Annotated in this window: 20 protein-coding genes; 10 read left to right on the forward strand and 10 right to left on the reverse strand. The window is 74.0% G+C overall.

The window, feature by feature from the left end; genetic code table 11:
- Positions 1-181 precede the first annotated feature (181 nt).
- Positions 182-676: a transcriptional regulator BldD gene (bldD, locus tag HT134_RS07315; RefSeq protein WP_026214021.1), complete on the forward strand. Its 495-nt coding sequence runs from the start codon at positions 182-184 to the stop codon at positions 674-676.
- 512 nt (positions 677-1,188) lie between these two features.
- Here bldD and HT134_RS07320 read toward each other — a convergent pair.
- The 3 genes from HT134_RS07320 to HT134_RS07330 all read right to left on the reverse strand — a co-directional run bounded on the left by HT134_RS07320 (position 1,189) and on the right by HT134_RS07330 (position 3,438).
- Complete coding sequence (locus HT134_RS07320; protein WP_253765338.1) at positions 1,189-1,512, reverse strand: SAV_6107 family HEPN domain-containing protein; 324 nt, start codon at positions 1,510-1,512, stop codon at positions 1,189-1,191.
- A gap of 524 nt (positions 1,513-2,036) precedes the next feature.
- Complete coding sequence (locus HT134_RS07325) at positions 2,037-2,231, reverse strand: ferredoxin (RefSeq protein ID WP_175599402.1); 195 nt, start codon at positions 2,229-2,231, stop codon at positions 2,037-2,039.
- Between the two features lie 10 nt (positions 2,232-2,241).
- Positions 2,242-3,438: a cytochrome P450 gene (locus tag HT134_RS07330; protein WP_175599403.1), complete on the reverse strand. Its 1,197-nt coding sequence runs from the start codon at positions 3,436-3,438 to the stop codon at positions 2,242-2,244.
- Positions 3,439-3,552: 114 nt separating this feature from the next.
- Between HT134_RS07330 and HT134_RS07335 the strand changes: the two genes are divergently transcribed.
- A complete protein-coding gene (locus HT134_RS07335) occupies positions 3,553-4,158 on the forward strand; it encodes a TetR/AcrR family transcriptional regulator (protein WP_175599404.1) in 606 nt (201 codons plus the stop codon).
- Positions 4,159-4,202: 44 nt separating this feature from the next.
- Here the strand turns inward: HT134_RS07335 and HT134_RS07340 are convergent, their stop codons facing one another.
- Positions 4,203-6,062 carry a hypothetical protein gene (locus HT134_RS07340; RefSeq protein ID WP_175599405.1) on the reverse strand — a complete coding sequence of 620 codons (1,860 nt, stop codon included), beginning with the start codon at positions 6,060-6,062 and terminating at the stop codon, positions 4,203-4,205.
- A 142-nt stretch (positions 6,063-6,204) separates the two neighbouring features.
- Positions 6,205-7,140: a LysR family transcriptional regulator gene (locus HT134_RS07345; RefSeq protein WP_175599406.1), complete on the reverse strand. Its 936-nt coding sequence runs from the start codon at positions 7,138-7,140 to the stop codon at positions 6,205-6,207.
- A gap of 73 nt (positions 7,141-7,213) precedes the next feature.
- On the opposite strand from HT134_RS07345, the gene HT134_RS07350 reads away from it, so the two are divergent.
- Positions 7,214-7,600: a RidA family protein gene (locus HT134_RS07350; protein WP_175599407.1), complete on the forward strand. Its 387-nt coding sequence runs from the start codon at positions 7,214-7,216 to the stop codon at positions 7,598-7,600.
- Positions 7,601-7,668: 68 nt separating this feature from the next.
- On the forward strand, positions 7,669-8,652 hold the full coding sequence (locus tag HT134_RS07355) for an aldo/keto reductase (protein ID WP_175599408.1): 984 nt from the start codon (positions 7,669-7,671) through the stop codon (positions 8,650-8,652).
- Positions 8,653-8,755: 103 nt separating this feature from the next.
- Here the strand turns inward: HT134_RS07355 and HT134_RS07360 are convergent, their stop codons facing one another.
- Entirely contained in the window at positions 8,756-9,604 is an 849-nt protein-coding gene (locus HT134_RS07360) for a L,D-transpeptidase family protein (protein WP_312888012.1), read from the reverse strand.
- Between the two features lie 95 nt (positions 9,605-9,699).
- Between HT134_RS07360 and HT134_RS07365 the strand changes: the two genes are divergently transcribed.
- Entirely contained in the window at positions 9,700-10,248 is a 549-nt protein-coding gene (locus tag HT134_RS07365; protein WP_175599409.1) for a YbaK/EbsC family protein, read from the forward strand.
- 10 nt (positions 10,249-10,258) lie between these two features.
- On the forward strand, positions 10,259-10,876 hold the full coding sequence (locus tag HT134_RS07370) for a GNAT family N-acetyltransferase (RefSeq protein WP_312888013.1): 618 nt from the start codon (positions 10,259-10,261) through the stop codon (positions 10,874-10,876).
- A gap of 435 nt (positions 10,877-11,311) precedes the next feature.
- On the opposite strand, the gene metF is transcribed toward HT134_RS07370, so the two are convergent.
- Entirely contained in the window at positions 11,312-12,235 is a 924-nt protein-coding gene (metF, locus tag HT134_RS07375) for a methylenetetrahydrofolate reductase [NAD(P)H] (RefSeq protein WP_175599410.1), read from the reverse strand.
- Between the two features lie 90 nt (positions 12,236-12,325).
- On the opposite strand from metF, the gene HT134_RS07380 reads away from it, so the two are divergent.
- A complete protein-coding gene (locus HT134_RS07380; protein ID WP_175599411.1) occupies positions 12,326-13,393 on the forward strand; it encodes a polyprenyl synthetase family protein in 1,068 nt (355 codons plus the stop codon).
- Between the two features lie 213 nt (positions 13,394-13,606).
- Here the strand turns inward: HT134_RS07380 and thiE are convergent, their stop codons facing one another.
- The 3 genes from thiE to HT134_RS07395 are packed head-to-tail and all read right to left on the reverse strand — an operon-like array spanning position 13,607 to position 15,794.
- The gene (gene thiE, locus HT134_RS07385; RefSeq protein ID WP_175599412.1) at positions 13,607-14,248 is read right to left on the reverse strand and encodes a thiamine phosphate synthase; all 642 of its coding nucleotides are present in this window, start codon (positions 14,246-14,248) and stop codon (positions 13,607-13,609) included.
- The gene (locus HT134_RS07390) at positions 14,226-14,600 is read right to left on the reverse strand and encodes an Rv2175c family DNA-binding protein (protein WP_175599413.1); all 375 of its coding nucleotides are present in this window, start codon (positions 14,598-14,600) and stop codon (positions 14,226-14,228) included. The genes thiE and HT134_RS07390 overlap by 23 nt, the downstream gene beginning before the upstream one ends.
- Positions 14,601-14,630: 30 nt before the next feature.
- The gene (locus HT134_RS07395; RefSeq protein WP_312888014.1) at positions 14,631-15,794 is read right to left on the reverse strand and encodes an NAD(P)/FAD-dependent oxidoreductase; all 1,164 of its coding nucleotides are present in this window, start codon (positions 15,792-15,794) and stop codon (positions 14,631-14,633) included.
- Positions 15,795-15,958: 164 nt separating this feature from the next.
- Between HT134_RS07395 and HT134_RS07400 the strand changes: the two genes are divergently transcribed.
- Genes HT134_RS07400 through HT134_RS07410 form a run of 3 tightly spaced genes read left to right on the forward strand, consistent with a single transcriptional unit; the run spans position 15,959 to position 18,202 of the window.
- On the forward strand, positions 15,959-17,257 hold the full coding sequence (locus HT134_RS07400; protein ID WP_175599415.1) for an FAD-dependent oxidoreductase: 1,299 nt from the start codon (positions 15,959-15,961) through the stop codon (positions 17,255-17,257).
- On the forward strand, positions 17,254-17,454 hold the full coding sequence (gene thiS, locus HT134_RS07405; RefSeq protein ID WP_175599416.1) for a sulfur carrier protein ThiS: 201 nt from the start codon (positions 17,254-17,256) through the stop codon (positions 17,452-17,454). Before HT134_RS07400 ends, thiS begins: the two co-directional genes overlap by 4 nt.
- Positions 17,447-18,202 (forward strand): thiazole synthase, encoded by a 756-nt coding sequence (locus HT134_RS07410; protein WP_175599417.1) that lies wholly within the window; start codon positions 17,447-17,449, stop codon positions 18,200-18,202. The genes thiS and HT134_RS07410 overlap by 8 nt, the downstream gene beginning before the upstream one ends.
- Positions 18,203-18,210: the final 8 nt, after the last annotated feature.

Raw genomic sequence — 18,210 nt, forward strand, 5'->3', positions numbered from 1 at the left:
GGCGTCCTCCCCTTTACCGTCACTGTGCGTAACCACACCGCGCGGGGTTTTTGGGGTAAACCCAGGGCCTTGGCTACCGATGGTGCCGAGTTCGGCACCAGACCCCCGGTGGCTTCGGCGTTCACCGCGGGGGAGCACAATCTACTGATAGCGATACATACGAGAGCCGGGGGGCCACACGATGCCGTCTGAGTACGCAAAGTCGCTGGGTGCACGACTGCGCGCCATCCGCACCCAGCAGGGCCTGTCCCTGCACGGGGTCGAGGAGAAGTCGCGTGGCAGGTGGAAAGCCGTGGTCGTGGGGTCGTACGAGCGTGGCGACCGCGCCGTCACGGTGCAGAAGCTTGCCGAACTTGCCGATTTCTACGGGGTGCCCGTCTCCGAGCTGCTGCCGGGCGGCGCCGCGCCCAGCCCGCTCGGGCCGACGCCGAAGCTTGTGATCGACCTGGAGCGGCTTGCCACGCTGCCGAAGGAGAAGGCCGGGGCGCTCGCCCGCTACGCCGCCACCATCCAGAGCCAGCGTGGCGACTACAACGGCAAGGTGCTGTCGATCCGCCAGGAGGACCTGCGCTCCCTGGCCGTCATCTATGACAAGTCGCCCAGTGAGCTGACGGAGGAGCTCATCAGCTGGGGTGTCCTGGACGCGGAGGCCCGCAGGGCGGTCGAGTCGTTCTGACCCGCCCGGACCCCGGGGCCCCGCCCCACCGGCTCCCGTCCCGGCCCTTTCGCCGGGGGCGAGATGGTTTTTCCCACCTGAGGGGCGCGCACCGCACTGCGCGCCCCTCAGGCTTGTCCGGGGCCCGTCACAGGTGTGCGTGGGGCACGGGCGCGGGCAGGAGGGGCCGGAAGACGCGACCGGGGCGACCCGCCGTGGGCGGCGCCGCATCCCGGCCGCGCGAGGGCAGGGCGAGCCTCCCGGGGCGACCCGGGAGCGGCGGATCAGGGCGGCGGCAGGAAAACGGGGGTGGGCGCTGAGGTGCCCCCCGGAGCGCGCCTTGCCAGGCGAGCGCGGAGGACGGCCGGCGACTCGCCGTAGGTGGCGCCACGGGAGCGGGCTCTCAGGCGCCTCCGGAGCGCGCCGTGCCGGGCGAGCGCAGAAGGACGGCCGGGCAGGGCAAGGCCCCGTCAGGTCTCTGGAGCCGCGTCAGAACAGGGCCGGGCCCTGGGGTGGCTGGGCGCGGCGGCGGCTCACCCGGCCAAAGGGACCTCGACGGGCAACTGGGGTTGGGTAGGGACCCCCAGCATCTCCTCCACTCGCGTCACAAAGGTCTCGGCCTCGGCCAGCAGCTCGTCGGCGTCGGCCGCGGAGACCCCGCGGACCATGCCGGCCTCGGCGGCGGCGCGCTTGGCGGCGCTCACCGCGAAGTAGGCGGCCCACTCGGCGAGCTCGGGCTCCGCCTCCGGGAGCAGCTCCCACGCGCTGCGCAGGCGGCGCCGGCGGCCCTCCATCGGCCGGGGCCGGGCGGCCAGGATCGCGGCGGCCGCGCGCAGCGCCGCCAGGTGTGCCGACACGTATCGGGATGCCGGGGTGCGCGCGACAGACGCCTCCGCCAGGCAGGAACGTGAATCCGTCAAGTGCGCCCGAACGGCTTGCGACAGCCGGGGACCCTGCGGGTCTCTGGACCGTGGTGCCATGTGCACGCCTCCTTGGGGTCGTGGCGGGCGGCCGGCGTCACCGCCGGTGAAGCCAGAATCCCAGGCGCCACCGACAAATTCCGCCGGGCCGGCCGGACGTGGAGCTTCCCCTCTCCCCGTCCGGCCAGGACACGCCCTGCTCGTCTCCGCCGACGACGAGGACGCGCCCTTCGCCCGTGGAGCCTGACCGCGGGTCTCGCTTGGGGGAAGCGTGGCCCGCGACCAGGTCCTTCGACGTGAGCCGCGAGCCTCACGTCACTACGTCGAACATAATTTCGATCACGCTCGGTGTCAACCCGTTTCAGAACACAGGTTCGATCGGCATGGCGAAGAACGCGACCGTAGGACGTGCGGACGGCTCCTCGGGCGCCGCAGGGCGCGGCCTTGCACCCCCTCCCGGGTCACTCCGCGATCGACAGGGCGCCCGACGGGCACAGCGTCACCGCGCGCCGGACCGCGTCCTCGAGTTCCGCTGGCGGCGACGCCTCCAGCAGGACCACCGTCCCGTCCTCGTCGCTCTGGTCAAAGACCTGGGGCACCGTGAGCGCGCACATGCCCGCTCCGATGCACACCGTCGTGTCAGCCTTGATCTTCATGGTGATCTCCCTACCACGTGACGGGGAGGCGGTGCACCCCGTAGATGCTCATGTCCGTGCGCATCGGCACCTCCTCCGGCGGCACGGCCAGGCGCAGCCCGGGGAAGCGGCGCAGCAGCGCCGGATAGCCGATGCGCATCTCGATGCGCGCCAGCTGCTGGCCGAGGCACTGGTGGATGCCGTGGCCGAAGGTCAGGTGACCGCCGGCGGGCCGGGTGAGGTCGAGGGAGTCGCCGCCGGGGAAGCGGGCCGGGTCGCGGTTGACGACGGGCAGGCTGAAGGCGACCGCCTGCCCCTTGCGGACCACGACGCCCTCCACCTCGACGTCCTCCAGCGCGGAGCGGATCGGGCCGATGTGGATGATCGTCAGGTAGCGCAGCAGCTCCTCCACGCCGTTGTCGACCACGGACGGGTCGTCGCGCATGGCGGCGAGCTGGTCCGGGTTGCGCAGCAGCGCGTACGTGCCGAGGCCGAGCATGTTCGCGGTCGTCTCGTGCCCCGCCACGAGCAGGAGGAACGCGACGCCGGTCAGCTCGTCGTCGGCCAGCTCGCCGCCCTGGACCAGGCCGCTGATCAGGTCGTCCCGGGGCTCGGCCCGCTTGCGCTGGATGAGGTCGTACAGGTAGCCCGTCATGCTCCTCATGGCGTCGATGACCTCGTCGGCGCCGCTCTCCAGCGCGAGCAGCAGCCTGGAGTCGCGCTGGAAGCGCTCCCTGTCCTCGTACGGCACGCCCAGCAGCTCGCAGATCACCAGTGACGGGATGGGCAGCGCGAACTGCTCGACCAGGTCGGCGGGCTTGCCGGCGGCCTCCATGGCGTCGAGGCGGGCGCGCGTGATCTCCTCGACGCGGGGTTCGAGCTGCTTCATCCGGCGGACCGTGAACTGGCCGGTGAGCAGCTTGCGGTAGCGGGTGTGCTCGGGCGCGTCCATGCGCAGGAAGAACCCCGGCACCGCGAACTCCTTGCCGCGCAGCTTCTCGGCCACCTCGGCGCGGGCGGGGATGGTCGGATGGGTGTACTCCGGCCGGTTGCTGAAGCGGGGGTCGGCGAGGATGGCGCGGGCGGCCGTGTAACCGGTGACCAGCCAGCCCTCGTGCCCGTCGGCGAAGGTCAGCCGATGGAGGGGCGCCTCCCCGCCCAGTTCGGCGATCCGCTCCGGCGGGTCGAACGGGCGTTCGCGGTCGGTGGTCATGATGAGCTCTGACATCCGTGGCTCCTAGCGGTCGCCTTGCACAGAACTTCCGGGTCACCCCCAGAAAACATCATCGAATGCAAACTTTCAATGGATGTAAATCCAAAATGCGTGCAGTACAGTTCCGCCATGGCGGGCATCAGGGAGCGCAAGAAGCAGCGCACGCGCCGGGCGCTGATCGAGGCGGCGCTCCGGCTCTTCGCCGAGAAGGGCTACGAGGAGACCACGCTCGCGGAGATCGCGGCGGAGGCTGACGTGTCGACGCGCACGTTCTTCAGCTACTTCGCGAGCAAGGAGGACGTGCTCCTCCACGACATCGAGATCCGCATGGAACGCACCATCGCGATCGTGGCGAGCCATGCCCCCGACGAGCCGCTTCCCGACCTGCTGATGCGGATCGTGCGCGACGCGCTGGCCCAGGTGTCCGAGGACGAGGACTACGACGCCGAGGAGACCCGGCTGCGGATCCGGCTCGTGACGACCGTCCCGGGCCTGCAGGCGCGGGCCCTGCGCATGGTGTTCGCCAACCAGCTCCGGCTCGTGCAGGCGCTGGAGGAGGCCTACCGGGGACGGCTCGGCATGGTGGAGGCCGCGGCGGCGGTGGGCGCGCTCGCGGGCGCGGCCAAGCTGGCGATCGTGGCCAGCGTCGAGCGGGGCGACTCCATGCAGGAGGCGCTGGACGCCGCCCTGCGCGCGGCGGAGATCTCGGTGCGCGGCCTCGGCTCGCTGACCTGAACGCCGCGGGCCGGCGGTCCCGCGCCCGGTCGCCGCGGGTCCGTTCAGCGGCAGCCGGGGCCGGACCAGCTCGTCCATCCCTGGCGCTCGCCGCCCAGGCCCGTGGCGGTCCAGCCCGCCGGGGGCGGGCCCGCGTCCGGGGGGACCACGGCCGTGCAGGCTCCGGCTGGCGGGGCCTGGCGGGCGCCGTCGTACCGCTCCAGCCGGGTCCACCAGACCCGGTACGTGAGGGGAACCCAGACGTTCCACCGCACCCTGTCATCCAGGGCCACCCTTCCGGGAGGCGGGGCGGGCAGCCAGTCGGGCCCGGCGGGAGGGGCGGCCTTGGGGGCGAGGTCGGCGGTGAAGGCGACGTTGACGGCGGCCAGCACGACGACGACCGGCACCAGCGCGCGCGTCCACGGACGGCGCGCGGCACGGCGGGCCGGCCGGAACGTGGCCAGGCACGCCGCCAGGGTGAGGCAGGTCAGCAGGACGAGGGCGGCCGCCGTGGCCCGCACCATGTCGAGGGAGTCGCGTACGCCGCTGAGGAAGGACACCTCGGGGAAGTCGAAGGCGATGAACGCGTACCGCCTGAGCCGGTCGCCCGCGTACCAGGCCGCCACTCCCCCGGTGGCCGCCATGAGCACGGCCGCCGCCCCCGCGTACGCCGCCATGCGCCGCACGGCCGGATGGAGGCGGCGGAGGGCTCCCGCGCGGTCCTCGGCGGGCACGGGGCGCGGGGCGGCGGCGCGGCGGGTCAGGGCGGCGCGGGCCGCCCTGGACAGGGTCGCGAGGCCCACCAGCGTCCACACGACCGCCACGCACGCCAGGTACCGGCCGTAGACGTAGTTGCCCACCCGGTGCTCGTCCGGCAGCGCCGCCGACGACGCGTACGCCACTCCCAGGGTGACGGCCAGCAGCGTGCCCGCGAGCACGCGGCGGGCGAACGGGCCGCCCGGCCGGACGAGCTGGACGGCCGCCGCCGCCAGGCCGACGCCCGCGAGGCCCCAGGTGCTGACGATCAGGTACCAGAGCTGGCCGGTGGCGCCCGACAGCGCCCACGCCTGGCCGTCGAGCCCAGTGAGGCGCTCGGCCAGCATCCCGGACAGGTCACGGGCGCCGCCCGGGTACACCGCCGACGCCAGCGCGCGGTTCAGCGCCCCGCCGGCCGCCGCGACCACCCCGGCGACGCCCAGGGCGACGGCCCCGGCCCGCAGCGGCAACCGCCGGCCCGCGCGCCGCGCCGGACGGCGGACGACCAGGAGGGCCACCACCGTCAGCGTGTACGCCGCGAGGATCACCGTCCCCCGCAGGTGGACGGCCGTGGCGAAGCCCGCCAGGGCCCCCGCCGCCGCTCCGGCCCGCGGCGAGCCGGTGCGCGCCAGGTCGTGCGTGGCCAGCAGCCAGCCGAGCGCCAGCGTGGGCAGCACCGCGTCCGCCAGCGCCAGCCCCGAGAACAGCAGCAGCGCCGGCGACAGCCCCGCCACGAACGCCAGCGCGACCGCCTCCCGCCGCCCCAGCGCGAGCCGCCGCAGCACGACGTAGGCCAGCGGGAACGCCGTGGCGGCCGCCGCCGAGCCGATCCCGGCCACCAGCCGGTAGACCGTGACGGGATCGGACGTCACCCAGTACGCGGGCACGAGCAGCAACGCGTAGCCGCCCTGGTAGAACGTCGAACCCGTGAGGTCCGCCCCCGCTCCCCCGGCCAGCCAGCGGGCCGCGACCAGGTAGCCCGTCTCGTCCGGGTTGGCGACGGGACCGGTGTGGTACCGGTACAGCCACAGGCGCAGGAGCACCTGGGCCAGCCAGCCGCCCGCCAGGGCCCACCCCAGCCACCTGCTGCGCCCCCTGGCCGTCTGCCTGGACGTCCGCCTGACCGGTGGCGAGGTGTGCGCGGTGCGGGCCACGGGCGTGGACAGCATGTTCCCCCCTGCTCGGCGCCCGGGTGTCTCCCGAGCTCAGAGCAGGCAGTCCAGCAAAAGCCCGCTAACCGGGCCGTCACCACATGTGGTTATACGGGCGTTATGTCGGGCGACCCGGCGCGGAAGCCGCCGCGGGCCGGCCTCAGGGGCGTGGACGACCGTCCGGAGCCGAGGTCTGTTCGCGGGCCGTCCGCAGGAAGCGGGCCACCAGCGGGTTCGGGTCCTCGCCCCGGAAGCAGGCCGCGACCGTCGTGCGCGCGCCGCCCGGGCTGATCCTCCGGTACGCGACGCCCGCCGACCGGATGCGCCGGACGCTCGCCGGGGCGAGCGACACCCCGAGGCCCGCTCCGACGAGCGCGCAGACTGTCTGCCACTCCACCGCCCGCTGCCCGGCGCGCGGCTCGAAGCCGGCCGCCCGGCACAGCCCGGCGATCCGGTCGTGGACCGTGGGCGCCGCCTCGCGCGGCAGCAGCACGAACGGCTCGCCCGCCAGGGCCGCCACCGGCACGGCGCGCCGGGCGGCCAGCGGGTGCCCGGCGGGGAGCACGGCGACGAAGCCCTCCGACAGCAGCGGCTCGGCCACCAGGCCGTCCGTCTCGGGCGGCTCCCGCAGCAGCCCCACGTCCAGCGAGCCGTCGCACAGCGCCGCCACCTGCGGCGCCGTGGTCATCTCGCGCACCTCCATCTCCACCCCCGGATACCGGTCGTGGTACGCGCCGAGGATCCGCGGCAGCACGGTCAGCGCCAGCGAGGCCGCGAAGCCGATCCGGATGCGGCCCGCCTCTCCCCTGCCGGCGCGGCGGGCCGCGTCGAGGCCGCCGGCGAGCTCGCCGAGGGCGCGCCGCGCGGCGGGCAGCAGCTCGTACCCGGCGGGCGTCAGCGTGACCCCGCCGGGGCCGCGGTCGAACAGCGCATGTCCGACCTTGCGCTCCAGCCGCCGGATCTGCTGGCTGAGCGGCGGCTGGGCGATGCCGAGGCGTTCGGCGGCCCGGCCGAAGTGCAACTCCTCGGCGAGCACGGCGAAGGCGTGGAGCTGGTGCAGCGCGAGCTCCGGCCGTTCACTGCCAGACCGGTCCATACGCGCAGGGATATCACACCATGGCTCAGGGCGTCTTGGACGTATCATCGCTGGTCCCCTACCGTTCTGGGGCATGACAGAGCGACGCGCGATCATGAGTGGGTCCGTCTTCGAGGAGCGGATCGGGTACGCCAGGGCCGTGGTGGACGGCGACCGGGTGCACGTGTCCGGCACCACCGGGTTCGACTACGCGACCATGACCATCTCCGGCGACGTGGTGGAGCAGGCCCGGCAGTGCCTGCGCAACATCGGGGCGGCCCTGGCCGAGGCGGGATGCTCGTTCGCCGACGTGGTGCGGGTGCGCTACCTCCTGCCGGACCGCGCGGACTTCGAGCCGTGCTGGCCGGTGCTGCGGGAGTGCTTCGGCGAGGTGCGCCCGGCCGCGACCATGCTCATGTGCGGGCTGGCCGACCCCCGGATGAAGATCGAGATCGAGGTGGACGCCCGCCTGCCGCGGTGATGCCGGTCTCGTCCGCCGGCGGCGCGACCAGTACCTTGAGTCGGTGATCCATCGTGGAAAGGTGAGTCTTGAACTACGAACGCCAGCCGTACCGGCGCTGTGGCCGAAGTGGCCTGCTGCTGCCCGCCGTCTCCCTCGGGCTGTGGCACAACTTCGGCGGCGGCAAGCCCCTCGACGGACAGCGGGCGATCATCCGTAAGGCCCTCGACCTCGGCATCACCCACTTCGACATCGCCGACCGGTACGGCCCGCCGCTGGGCGCCGCCGAGTCGGCGTTCGGCCAGATCTTCCGCGCCGACCTGCGGGGGCTGCGCGACGAGATCGTCGTGACCACCAAGGGCAGCAACCCCATGTGGGACGGCCCGTACGGCAAGGGCAACTCGCGCAAGCACCTGCTGGCCACGCTCGACCGGTCGCTGGAGCGGCTCGGCCTCGGCTTCGTGGACATCTTCTACCTGCACCGCGACGACCCGGAGACGCCGCTGGAGGAGCAGGCGGCCACGCTCGACCACATGGTGCGCACCGGCCGCGCCCTGTACGCGGGCGTGTCCAACTTCTCCCCCGAGCGCACCGCCGGGATCGCCGCGCTGATGCGTTCGCTCGGCACGCCGCTGCTGGTGCACCAGCCGCCGTACTCGCTGCTCAACCGGGGCATCGAGCGGTCGCTCCTTGGCGTGCTGGAGGAGGAGGGCGTCGGCTGCGTGGTGTACTCACCGCTGGCGCAGGGGCTGCTGACCGACCGCTACCTCGACGGCATCCCGGAGGACTCCCGGGCGGCCGAGGGGCGGTTCCTGACGGCCGACAAGGTCACGCCCGAGGTGCTGGCGTTCGTCCGGGCGCTCGGCGAGCTGGCCGCCGCGCGCGGGCAGAGCGTGGCGCAGCTCGCGCTGGCCTGGGCGCTGCGCGACCCGCGCGTCACCTCCGTGCTGGTCGGCGCCTCCAGCCCCGAGCAGCTGGAGGCCAACGTTGCGGCCGTGGACCGGCTCGGCTTCACCGGCGACGAGCTGGCCGCCGTCGACCGGGCGGCCAAGGAGTCGGGCCTCGACGCGTAGAGACGGCGAGCCGGCCGGGACCTCGCGGGACGGAGCCCCGTCCCCGCGCCTGAGCGGCACGGACGCCGCCCGGGCGCGGGGAAGGCTCGGTAGAAGGAGCCGCTCAGGCGCGGTGGAAGGCGCCCCGGACGTGCACCGGCACACCCGTGCCGAGCATCCCGGGCAGCACCTCGGCCACGTTCATCGGCATCCGCACGCACCCGTGGGAGGCCGGGTACAGCGGCACCGACAGCGCGCCGTGGAAGGCGATGCCGCCGTTGAAGAAGATCGGGTTGTACAGCCGGCCCAGGTACGAGGTGTGCCAGCCCGACTTGCGCCAGGTGGTCTTGTAGTCGCCCGTGGGCGTGCGGGCCGAGCCGCAGAAGCGCTGCTTCTTGCCCTGCCACACCGCGGCCTCGCAGTAGGCCACGCCGCTGCCCGAGGAGATGTGCGTGATCAGCTTGGGCTGCCCGCCCACGTACAGGACCATGACCTGCTTGGTGAGGTTGACCTCGGCGCGGGTCGGCCGCCCGTTGGGGACGAGGACCTTCGGCGCCCGGGGGCTCTCCAGGGCCCGCCAGGTGCGGGCGGCGACCGTGCTGGTCGGCGCGATGCCGTTGACCTTCTGGAAGGCCCACACGGCCGCCAGCGTCGTCCCGCCGTACCGGCCGTCCGCCCGGCCCGGCTGGTAGCCGAGCTCGGCCAGGCGGCGCTGGAGCCACGTGACGGCCTCGCCCTTCGCGCCGAGCCGCAGGGTCTTGCGCGGCGCCTCGGCCGTGACCGCCGCGGCGGTGGTCGTCGGGTTGGTGGTCGTCGGGTTGGTCGTGGGGGTTTTCGTGGGGGTGGTCGTCGCGGCCTGGAGCGCCGGCGTCCCGGTGGGAGCGGCGGCCGCGGGCCCCGTCCCGAACCCGGTCAGGACGACCACGCCGGCCGTGACGAGAGCCGCCATTCCCGGCAGACGTCGTGCCCTCACCCGAATCACCTCTTCAGCTCAACAATCGAATCAAAGGACCTTACACCACCACCATGACCAGGTAAGGGCGAGGTCAATCCCCGTAGAGTGGCCCCATGTCCGAGAAGTCGCCTGACGCACAGCACACGGAACCGTCCGCGCCCCCCACCGCGGCCGAGCTGGCGGCCCGCTCCACCGGGCTGCCCGCCAACGCCGTCATCGTCCAGGGCGCCCTGCGCGAGCTCGGCGCCGCCGGCGAGATCGTCGTCCTGCCGGAGAAGGCCCCGACCGCCGCGACCGCCGCCGCGCAGCTCGGCTGCGAGGTCGGCGCGATCGCCAACAGCCTCGTCTTCGACGCCGACGGCGCGCCCCTGCTCGTGATGACGAGCGGCGCCCACCGCGTGGACGTCGAGCTGGTCGCCCGCACGGCCGGCGTCCGGTCGGTGCGGCGGGCCACACCGGAGTTCGTCCGGCAGGCGACCGGCCAGCCGATCGGCGGCGTCGCGCCCGTGGGCCACCCCTCCCCGATCCGCACCCTGGTCGACACCTGGCTGAGCAAGTACGACGTGGTGTGGGCGGCGGGCGGCCATCCGCACACGGTGTTCCCGACGACCTTCGACGAGCTGGTGCGCATCACCGGGGGCACACCGGTCGACGTCGAGTAATGTGCGCAGCGTGATCGAGTTTCGCGGGGCGGGGCCGGCCGAGTTCGACGAGCGGCTGGACACGGTGATCGACATCTACACCGCCGCCATGCGCCCGCCCGCGGACCAGATCACGGGGCGGCGCAGCATCATGCGCAACCACGGCATGTACCCGCGGTTCCAGTGCTACTTCGCCGAGCTGCGCGGCGAACCGGCCGTGCCCGTCCCCGTCCCGTGGCCGGGCGCGGGGCCGGGCGCGGGGCCGGTCCGGCGGGGGGCGGCCAAGGTCGTCGGGTTCGCGTACGGTTTCCACGGCGCGCCGGGCCAGTGGTGGCACGACGTGGTCTACCGGGCGCTGGAGGAGCGGTCCGGGCCCCGGGTGGCCGACGCCTGGCTCGGTGACGCGTTCGAGCTGGCCGAGATCCACGTCCATCCCGACTACCAGGGCAAGGGCATCGGCCGCGCCATGATCACCACGCTGTGCGCGGGGCGCGCGGAGCGCTCGGCCGTGCTGTCCACCCACGACCGGCCCACGGCCGCCCGCCACCTCTACCGCAGCATGGGCTTCACGGACCTGCTCTCCCGGTTCGTCTTCCCCGGCGGCTACGAAGAGTACGCGATCGCCGGCCGGCCGCTGCCGCTGAACTGAACCGGCCCTGCTGGCAAAGCCTTGACCAGCGGGTTTGGCGGACGTGACGGTCGGGGATGAATGACTACGCAAAGTAATGGACGCTCTACCCCGCGTCCGTCCCACCCCTACCCGCCACCCGCCGGGTCCCCCTGCGGGCGGGTGGCGGGCCACACCGGCCCCGGCGCGCACACCAGTGCCCCATTGCCCCACGGGCATCCCGCGGGCATGAATTCTTCCGGCGCCCGGGAATGTCCGCGGGCGCCGGCCGGTTCTATGACACGTGGCCGGTGTGCCCAGTGTCCCCGGGCCTCACCTATCGCCTTCGCGGAATACCGTTCGGCTGGAGCCGCGTTGTGCCACTCGCCGAGAGGCGACACGCACACCGGTACGCACACGTCGAAGCGCCCGTCCCCGTCAGGGGGCGGGCGCTTCGCATGAGCGGGGGCGGCGGCCTCAGACCGCGACCGGCTCCGGACGCGACAGGAGCTGGAAGACCTCGCGCGAGGCGCTCGACCGGTTGAACGTGATGAAGTGGATGCCCGGCGCGCCCTCGTCGAGCAGCCGCTGGCACAGCTCGGCGCCGTGCTCGATGCCGAGCTGCCGCACCGCCGCCGGGTCGTCGGCGACGGCCTCGAAACGGGCCGCCAGAGCCGGCGGGAACGGCGCCCCCGACAGCTGCTCCGAGCGGGCGATCGTGCTCATCTGGGTGACCGGCATGATGCACGGGATGATCGGCGTGTCGCAGCCGCGGGCCGCGACCCGGTCGCGCAGCCGCAGGTAGTCGTCGGCCTCGAAGAACATCTGCGTGATCGCGTAGTCGGCGCCCGCCCGGCACTTGCGCACGAAGAACTCGGTGTCGGAGTCGATGGACGGCGAGCGCGGATGCTTGTAGGGGAAGGCGGCCACGCCCACGCAGAAGTCGCCGGCCTGGCGGATGAGCCGCACCAGCTCCTCGGCGTACAGGACGCCCTCGGGGTGGCGGACCCACTCGCCGGTCGGGTCGCCGGGCGGGTCGCCGCGCACGGCCAGGATGTTGCGCACCCCGGCGTCGGCGAAGCGGCCGACGAGGTGGCGCAGCTCGCGGGTCGAGTGGTTGACGGCGGTGAAGTGGGCCACCGGCGTGAGCGTCGTGTCGTGGGCGACCCGTTCGACGATGTCGACCGTGCGGTCGCGGGTCGAGCCGCCCGCCCCGTACGTCACCGAGACGAAGGTCGGCCGCAGCGACTCCAGCTCCCGGATCGCGCGCCAGAGCTGCCGCTCGCCCTCGTCGGTCTTCGGCGGGAAGAACTCGAAGGAGAACGACCGGCCACCTGAGGCGAGGAGCTCGCGGACGGTGGGGACGCGATCGGGCAGGACGGATGGTCGACCAAGGGCCATGGTCCAAGGTTACCGTGGCGCGGCCCGCACCAGCCGTCACTCGGGTGGCCTGGAGATCCGGCGTCGCCCCGCGGCCACTAGTCTCAAGGCATGAACACTGAGGCCGCGAGCATGGACACCCTGCGCGAACAGGTGGACCGTTGCCTGAGGGAGTTCGTCGACCGGCAGCTTCCCCTCACGGGCGCGCCGGAGCTGGAGCCGCTCCGCCTGGCCGCCAAGGAGCTGCTGGCGGGCGGCAAGCGGCTGCGTCCCGCGTTCTGCTACTGGGGGTGGCGCGGCGCGGGCGGGGCCGACCTGCCGGGCGTCTACCAGGCGGCGGCGTCGCTGGAGCTGCTCCAGGCGAGCGCGCTGGTCCACGACGACGTGATGGACAAGAGCGACCTGCGGCGCGGCATGCCCTCGGCCCACCGCCGGTTCGAGGCGATGCACGCCGACGCCGGCTGGCACGGCTCGGCCGAGCAGTTCGGGATGGGCGCGGCGATCCTGCTGGGCAACCTGCTGCTCATCTGGTCGGGCGAGATGTGGCGCGGCAGCGGCCTGCCGCCCGAGTCGCTCGCGGGGGCGCAGCCGGTCCACGACCACATGCGCACCGAGCTGATGTGCGGCCAGTACCTCGACCTGCTGGAGCAGGCCCACGGCGAGAACACGTTCGAGTCGGCGCTGCGGGTCGCGCTCTACAAGAGCGGCAAGTACTCCGTGGAGCAGCCGCTGCGGCTCGGGCTGGCGCTGGCGGCGGGCGGGCTCACGCCGTGGATGGACGAGCTGTGCACCACGTACGGCACGCGGGTGGGGATCGCGTTCCAGATGCGCGACGACATCCTCGGCGTGTTCGGCGACCCGGCGGCCACCGGCAAGCCGGCCGGCGACGACCTGCGCGAGGGCAAGCGGACGATGCTCGTGGCGCGCACGCTGGCCGCCGCGACGCCCGAGCAGGCGGCGCTGGTGCGCAGCCTGCTGGGCGACCCGGGGCTCGACGACCGGGGCGTGGCGGCCCTGCGGGAGGTCATCGAGGACACGGGGGCGCTGAAGGAGTGCGAGGAGCTGATCGGGGCGTACCTGACCGAGGCGCTGGCCTGCCTCGACCAGGCGCCGATCACGGCGGAGGCGCGCTCGGCGCTCGCCGAGCTGGCGGTCGCGGCCACCTCACGCCAGGCGTGAGCCGTCAGGCGCCGCCCGAGGAGCCGTCACCGCCCGAGGAGCCGCCGCAGTCGGAGGAGCCGGAGCCGGGCATCGTCACACCGTGAAGGGGGATGCCCGGGTTGCCGGCTCCTCTCCGCAAGGAGGGGCGTCCGGCGATCAGCGACCACACCGTCTAGACGACGACACCGGCGAACGCGATCACCAAACCGGCCGCCACGACCGTGGACCCCGTCACCGCGTCGCCCCCAGACGCTTGGCGAACTCGGCCGCCGCGGCGCCCGGGTCGTCGGCCTCGGTGATCGCCCGCACCACGACGACGCGGGTCGCCCCGTACGCCATGACCTCGTCGAGGTTGCCGAGGTCGATGCCGCCGATCGCGAACCACGGCCGGTCGGTGCCGAGCCCGGCCGCGTGCCGCAGCAGGGGCGGCCCCGGCGCCGGGCGCCCCGGCTTGGTAGGGGTCGGCCAGGTCGGCCCGCAGCAGAAGTAGTCGACGCCCTCCTCCACCGCCGCGGCGGACGCCTCGGCGGCGGAGTGGGTGGACCTGCCGATGAGGACGTCGTCGCCGAGGATCTCCCGTGCGACCCTCACCGGAAGGTCGTCCTGCCCCAGGTGGAGCACGTCCGGCCGGGCGGCGTGGGCCACGTCCGCTCGGTCGTTGACCGCGAGCAGCTTGCCGTGCCGGTCGCAGGCGTCGCGGAAGACCTCCAGCAGCGCGAGCTCCTCGCGCGCCTCCAGGCCCTTCTCGCGGAGCTGGACGATGTCGACGCCGCCGGCCAGGACCGCGTCGAGGAACTCGGCCAGATCGCCGCGAGCGCGGCGGCCGTCGGTGCAGAGGTAGAGCCGGGCGTCAGAAAGCGAGGGCCTGGGCACGCCGCTTGACCTCAGTGTGGCGGCCCGCGCGGATCGCCTCGATGGGCGAGCCCGGCAGCGAGTCGTCCGGGGTGAAGAGCCAGCGCAGCGCCTCGACGTCGTCGTAGCCGGCGTCCTGCAGCACGGTGAGCGTGCCGGGCAGGCCCTTCATCACGTCGTTGCCGTCGAGGAACACGGCGGGCACGTGCGGCCCGCCACTGCCCCGCCGGACTCCCAGCAGCTTGTGGTCCTTGAGGAGTTGCTTGGTGCGCCCGAGCGACAGCTGCATGCGCTCGGCCACCTCCGGAAGAGTGAGCCACTCGTTGACGAGCTGCTCGGTGTCCCGGTCGATCTGTGCAACAGAAAGCGTCACGAAACCACAACTACCACATGGCGCGCTTGCTCAAACAACACAATCCCGTAGAGGGACATCGGGATCTACCAGGCGTTCCGGGTCCATCCGGTGGCCGGCGTCGATGATGCGGCGCCCCTGGACGAGGTCGCGCGGGCGGTCCACGGCGAGGACCGCGGCGAGGGTGTCGTCCTCGGTCAGCCAGCAGGCCGACCACTTGCCCTCCGGCCCGCCCCGGTGGAGCAGGCGGGAGCCGGCCGGGTGGTGGCCCGCGTACTGGACCATGTGGCCGAACTGCTCCGACCAGAAGTACGGCACCGGGTCGTACACCGCGTCCTCGCCGAGCAGCGTGGCCGCGGCGACCTCGGGCGCGCCCAGCGCGGTGTCCCAGTGCTCGACCCGCAGGCGGGTGCCGTAGCGGCGCGACCACCAGGCGGCGCAGTCGCCCACCGCGACCACGCCCGGCAGGGAGGCGCGCAGGTGCTCGTCGGCGACGACGCCGTTGTGCAGGTCGATGTCGGCGCCGGCCAGCCACTCGACGGCCGGGCGGACGCCGACGCCGGTGACGACCACGTGCGCCTCGAGGAACTCGCCGTCCACCAGCCGCACGCCGCCCTCGTCCACCGAGGCGACCATGGTGCCGAGCCGCAGGTCGATCCCGTCGTACCAGGGGAGGGTGCGGGCGCCCAGCTCGGCGCCGACGGCGTGGGACAGCGGCGCGGGGCCGGCCTCGACCACGGTCACCTCGCAGCCGGCGCGGCGCGCGGCCGTGGCCACCTCGGCGCCGATCCAGCCCGCTCCGATCACGACGACGCGGGCGCCGCGGACGAGCCTGGCGCGCAGCTCCAGCGCGTCGTCGAGGGTGCGCAGCACGTGCTGCTGCCCGTCGCCGGGCAGCGTGATCGGGTCGGCGCCGGTCGCGATGACCAGGCCGTCGTAGGGCAGGTCGCCCTCGCTCGTCTCGACCACGCCCGCGCGCAGGCCGGTGGCGCTGACGCCGGGGCGGAAGTCCACCTCCAGCGTCGCGAGGTCGGAGTCGACGAAACTGGAGTCGCTGGTGCCCAGGAGCACCGCCTTCGACAAGGGCGGGCGGTCGTACGGGCGGTGCCGTTCCTGTCCCAGCAGGACGATCTCGCCCTCGAACCCGCGGGCCCGCAGGGCCTCGACACTGCGCACTCCGGCCAGGCCGGCTCCGGCCACCACGACACGGTTCACGTTCAAGACCATAACGGGGCCGCCGCCGGGGTTTCGCACCGAGGCCGTAGGCTGGGGGCGTACGACGCGCGGGAGTCCGGCCGTGACCGGGCTGAGAGGAAGGCTTGACCGGGCCTTCGACCGCAATCCACCTGATCCGGATCATGCCGGCGAAGGGAGCGCGCATGGAGCTGATCGTGGGCGGCGGGGTCGTCGGGCTGTCGATCGCCTGGCGGCTGTCGCGGGCGGGGCGTCCCGTCACCGTGGTCGACCCGGCCCCGGCCTCCGGGGCCTCGCACGCGGCCGCGGGCATGCTGGCGCCCGTGAGCGAGGTCTCCTACACCGAGGAGCCGCTGCTGCGGCTGGGGGTGGCGTCGCTGCGCCGCTGGCCGTCGTTCGCCGCCGAGCTGGCCGCCGACGCGGGACTGCCGCCCGGCGTGCTCTCGCCCTCGAACGGCGGATCCGGCGGACCTTCGAACGGCGGGACCGGCGCGCCCTCGAACGGCGGGTCCGGGGCGCCTTCGTACGGGCTGGACTTCCGCGCCGACGGCACCCTGGACGTGGCGTTCGGCGCGGACGACCTCGCCGCGCTGGACGAGCTGGCCGCCTTCATGACCAAGTTGGGCCTGCCGGTGGAACGGCTGACGGGCCGCGAGTGCCGGCGCCTGGAGCCGATGCTGGCCCCCTCGGTGCGGGGCGGGCTGCTGGCGCCGGGCGACGCGTGGGTGGACCCGCGCCGCGTCACCTCCGCCCTGCTCGCCGCCCTGGAGCGGCGGGGGGTCCCCGTGGTGCGGGCCCGGGTGTCGAGGCTCCTGCGGGCCTCACAGGGCCCCCAGGAGGGCGCGGTCGTGGGCGTGGAGCTGGACGAGGCGGCCGGCGGCGGGGCGGTCCCCGCGGAGCTCCGGGCCGACGGGGTCGTCCTGGCGGCCGGGGTGTGGAGCGCGGAGCTGGCCGGCGTCCCCGTCCGGCCGGTCAAGGGGCAGATCATGCGGCTGCGCTCGGCCGAGCCGCTGCTGAGCAGGTGCGTGCGCGGCATGGTCCACGGCACCCCCGTCTACCTGGTGCCGCGCGGCGACGGCGAGCTCGTGGTGGGCGCCACGCAGGAGGAGATGGGCTTCGACACGCGGGTGACGGCCGGCGGCGTGTACGAGCTGCTGCGCGACGCCCGGGAGCTGGTGCCCGGGGTGACGGAGCTGGAGGTGGCCGAGGTGGTCGCCGGCCTGCGTCCCGGCACCCCGGACAACCTTCCGCTCATCGGCCCGAGCGGCACGCCAGGCCTCACGCTGGCGACCGGGCACCACCGCGGCGGGGTGCTGCTGGCGCCGCTCACGGCGGCCCTCCTCCAGGGGGAGGAGCCCGAGCTGGCGGCCCTGTGCTCACCGGCCCGCCACCGCCCGGACCCCGCGAGTGCCGGCCACCGTGATCCCCGCGGCCCGGCCGCTCCCCCGTACGACGAGACCTCCGGTTCCAAGGAGATGGGATGAAAGTGACGATCAACGGCAGCCCGCGCGAGGTGCCCGACGGCACCACCGTGGCGCAGGCCGTACGGATCCTGACCACCGCCACCACCGGTGTGGCGGTGGCCGTGAACGACGAGGTCGTGACGCGCGGCTCGTGGGACACCACGGCGCTCGGCGACAGCGACCGCGTCGAGGTGCTGACGGCGGTGCAGGGTGGATGATCTGATCATCGCCGGGGAGAAGTTCTCGTCCCGGCTCATCATGGGAACCGGCGGGGCGCCCTCGCTGGAGGTGCTGGACCAGGCGCTCGCCGCCTCCGGCACCGAGCTGACCACGGTGGCGATGCGGCGGCTCGACCCGTCGGCGCGCGGCTCCGTCCTGGACGTGCTGCGCCGGCGCGGCATCAAGGTGCTGCCCAACACCGCGGGCTGCTTCACGGCCGGCGAGGCCGTGCTGACGGCCCGGCTGGCCCGCGAGGCGCTCGGCACGAACTGGGTCAAGCTCGAAGTGATCGCCGACGAGCGGACCCTGCTGCCCGACCCGATCGAGACGTTCGACGCGGCCGAGCGGCTGGTGGCCGACGGCTTCGTGGTGCTGCCGTACATCGGCGACGACCCCGCGCTGGCGCGCCGCCTGGAGCAGGCGGGGTGCGCGGCGGTCATGCCGCTCGGCGCGCCCATCGGCTCGGGGCTCGGCATCCGCAACCCGCACAACATCGAGCTCATCGTGGAGGCGGCCGGCGTGCCAGTGATCCTCGACGCGGGCATCGGCACGGCCAGCGACGCCGCGCTGGCGATGGAGCTGGGCTGCGACGCGGTGCTGCTGGCGACGGCCGTCACCCGGGCGCAGCGGCCCGACCTGATGGCGGCGGCCATGCGGAGCGCCGTCCAGGCCGGACGCCTCGCCCGCCAGGCCGGCCGCATCCCGCGCCGCCGCTACGCCGAGGCGTCCTCCCCGATGACGCCGTAGGCGTGGCT

The sequence above is a fragment of the Nonomuraea rhodomycinica genome (assembly GCF_013363995.1).
In the GTDB taxonomy this organism is placed as follows: domain Bacteria; phylum Actinomycetota; class Actinomycetes; order Streptosporangiales; family Streptosporangiaceae; genus Nonomuraea; species Nonomuraea rhodomycinica.

Bases quoted from the DNA above. Each gene is read 5' to 3' on its own strand.
- bldD (WP_026214021.1), top strand. From the start codon at position 182: ATGCCGTCTGAGTACGCAAAGTCGCTGGGTGCACGACTGCGCGCCATC.
- HT134_RS07325 (WP_175599402.1), bottom strand. From the start codon at position 2,231: ATGAAGATCAAGGCTGACACGACGGTGTGCATCGGAGCGGGCATGTGC.
- HT134_RS07330 (WP_175599403.1), bottom strand. From the start codon at position 3,438: ATGTCAGAGCTCATCATGACCACCGACCGCGAACGCCCGTTCGACCCG.
- HT134_RS07335 (WP_175599404.1), top strand. From the start codon at position 3,553: ATGGCGGGCATCAGGGAGCGCAAGAAGCAGCGCACGCGCCGGGCGCTG.
- HT134_RS07340 (WP_175599405.1), bottom strand. From the start codon at position 6,062: ATGCTGTCCACGCCCGTGGCCCGCACCGCGCACACCTCGCCACCGGTC.
- HT134_RS07345 (WP_175599406.1), bottom strand. From the start codon at position 7,140: ATGGACCGGTCTGGCAGTGAACGGCCGGAGCTCGCGCTGCACCAGCTC.
- HT134_RS07350 (WP_175599407.1), top strand. From the start codon at position 7,214: ATGACAGAGCGACGCGCGATCATGAGTGGGTCCGTCTTCGAGGAGCGG.
- HT134_RS07365 (WP_175599409.1), top strand. From the start codon at position 9,700: ATGTCCGAGAAGTCGCCTGACGCACAGCACACGGAACCGTCCGCGCCC.
- metF (WP_175599410.1), bottom strand. From the start codon at position 12,235: ATGGCCCTTGGTCGACCATCCGTCCTGCCCGATCGCGTCCCCACCGTC.
- HT134_RS07380 (WP_175599411.1), top strand. From the start codon at position 12,326: ATGAACACTGAGGCCGCGAGCATGGACACCCTGCGCGAACAGGTGGAC.
- HT134_RS07400 (WP_175599415.1), top strand. From the start codon at position 15,959: ATGGAGCTGATCGTGGGCGGCGGGGTCGTCGGGCTGTCGATCGCCTGG.
- thiS (WP_175599416.1), top strand. From the start codon at position 17,254: ATGAAAGTGACGATCAACGGCAGCCCGCGCGAGGTGCCCGACGGCACC.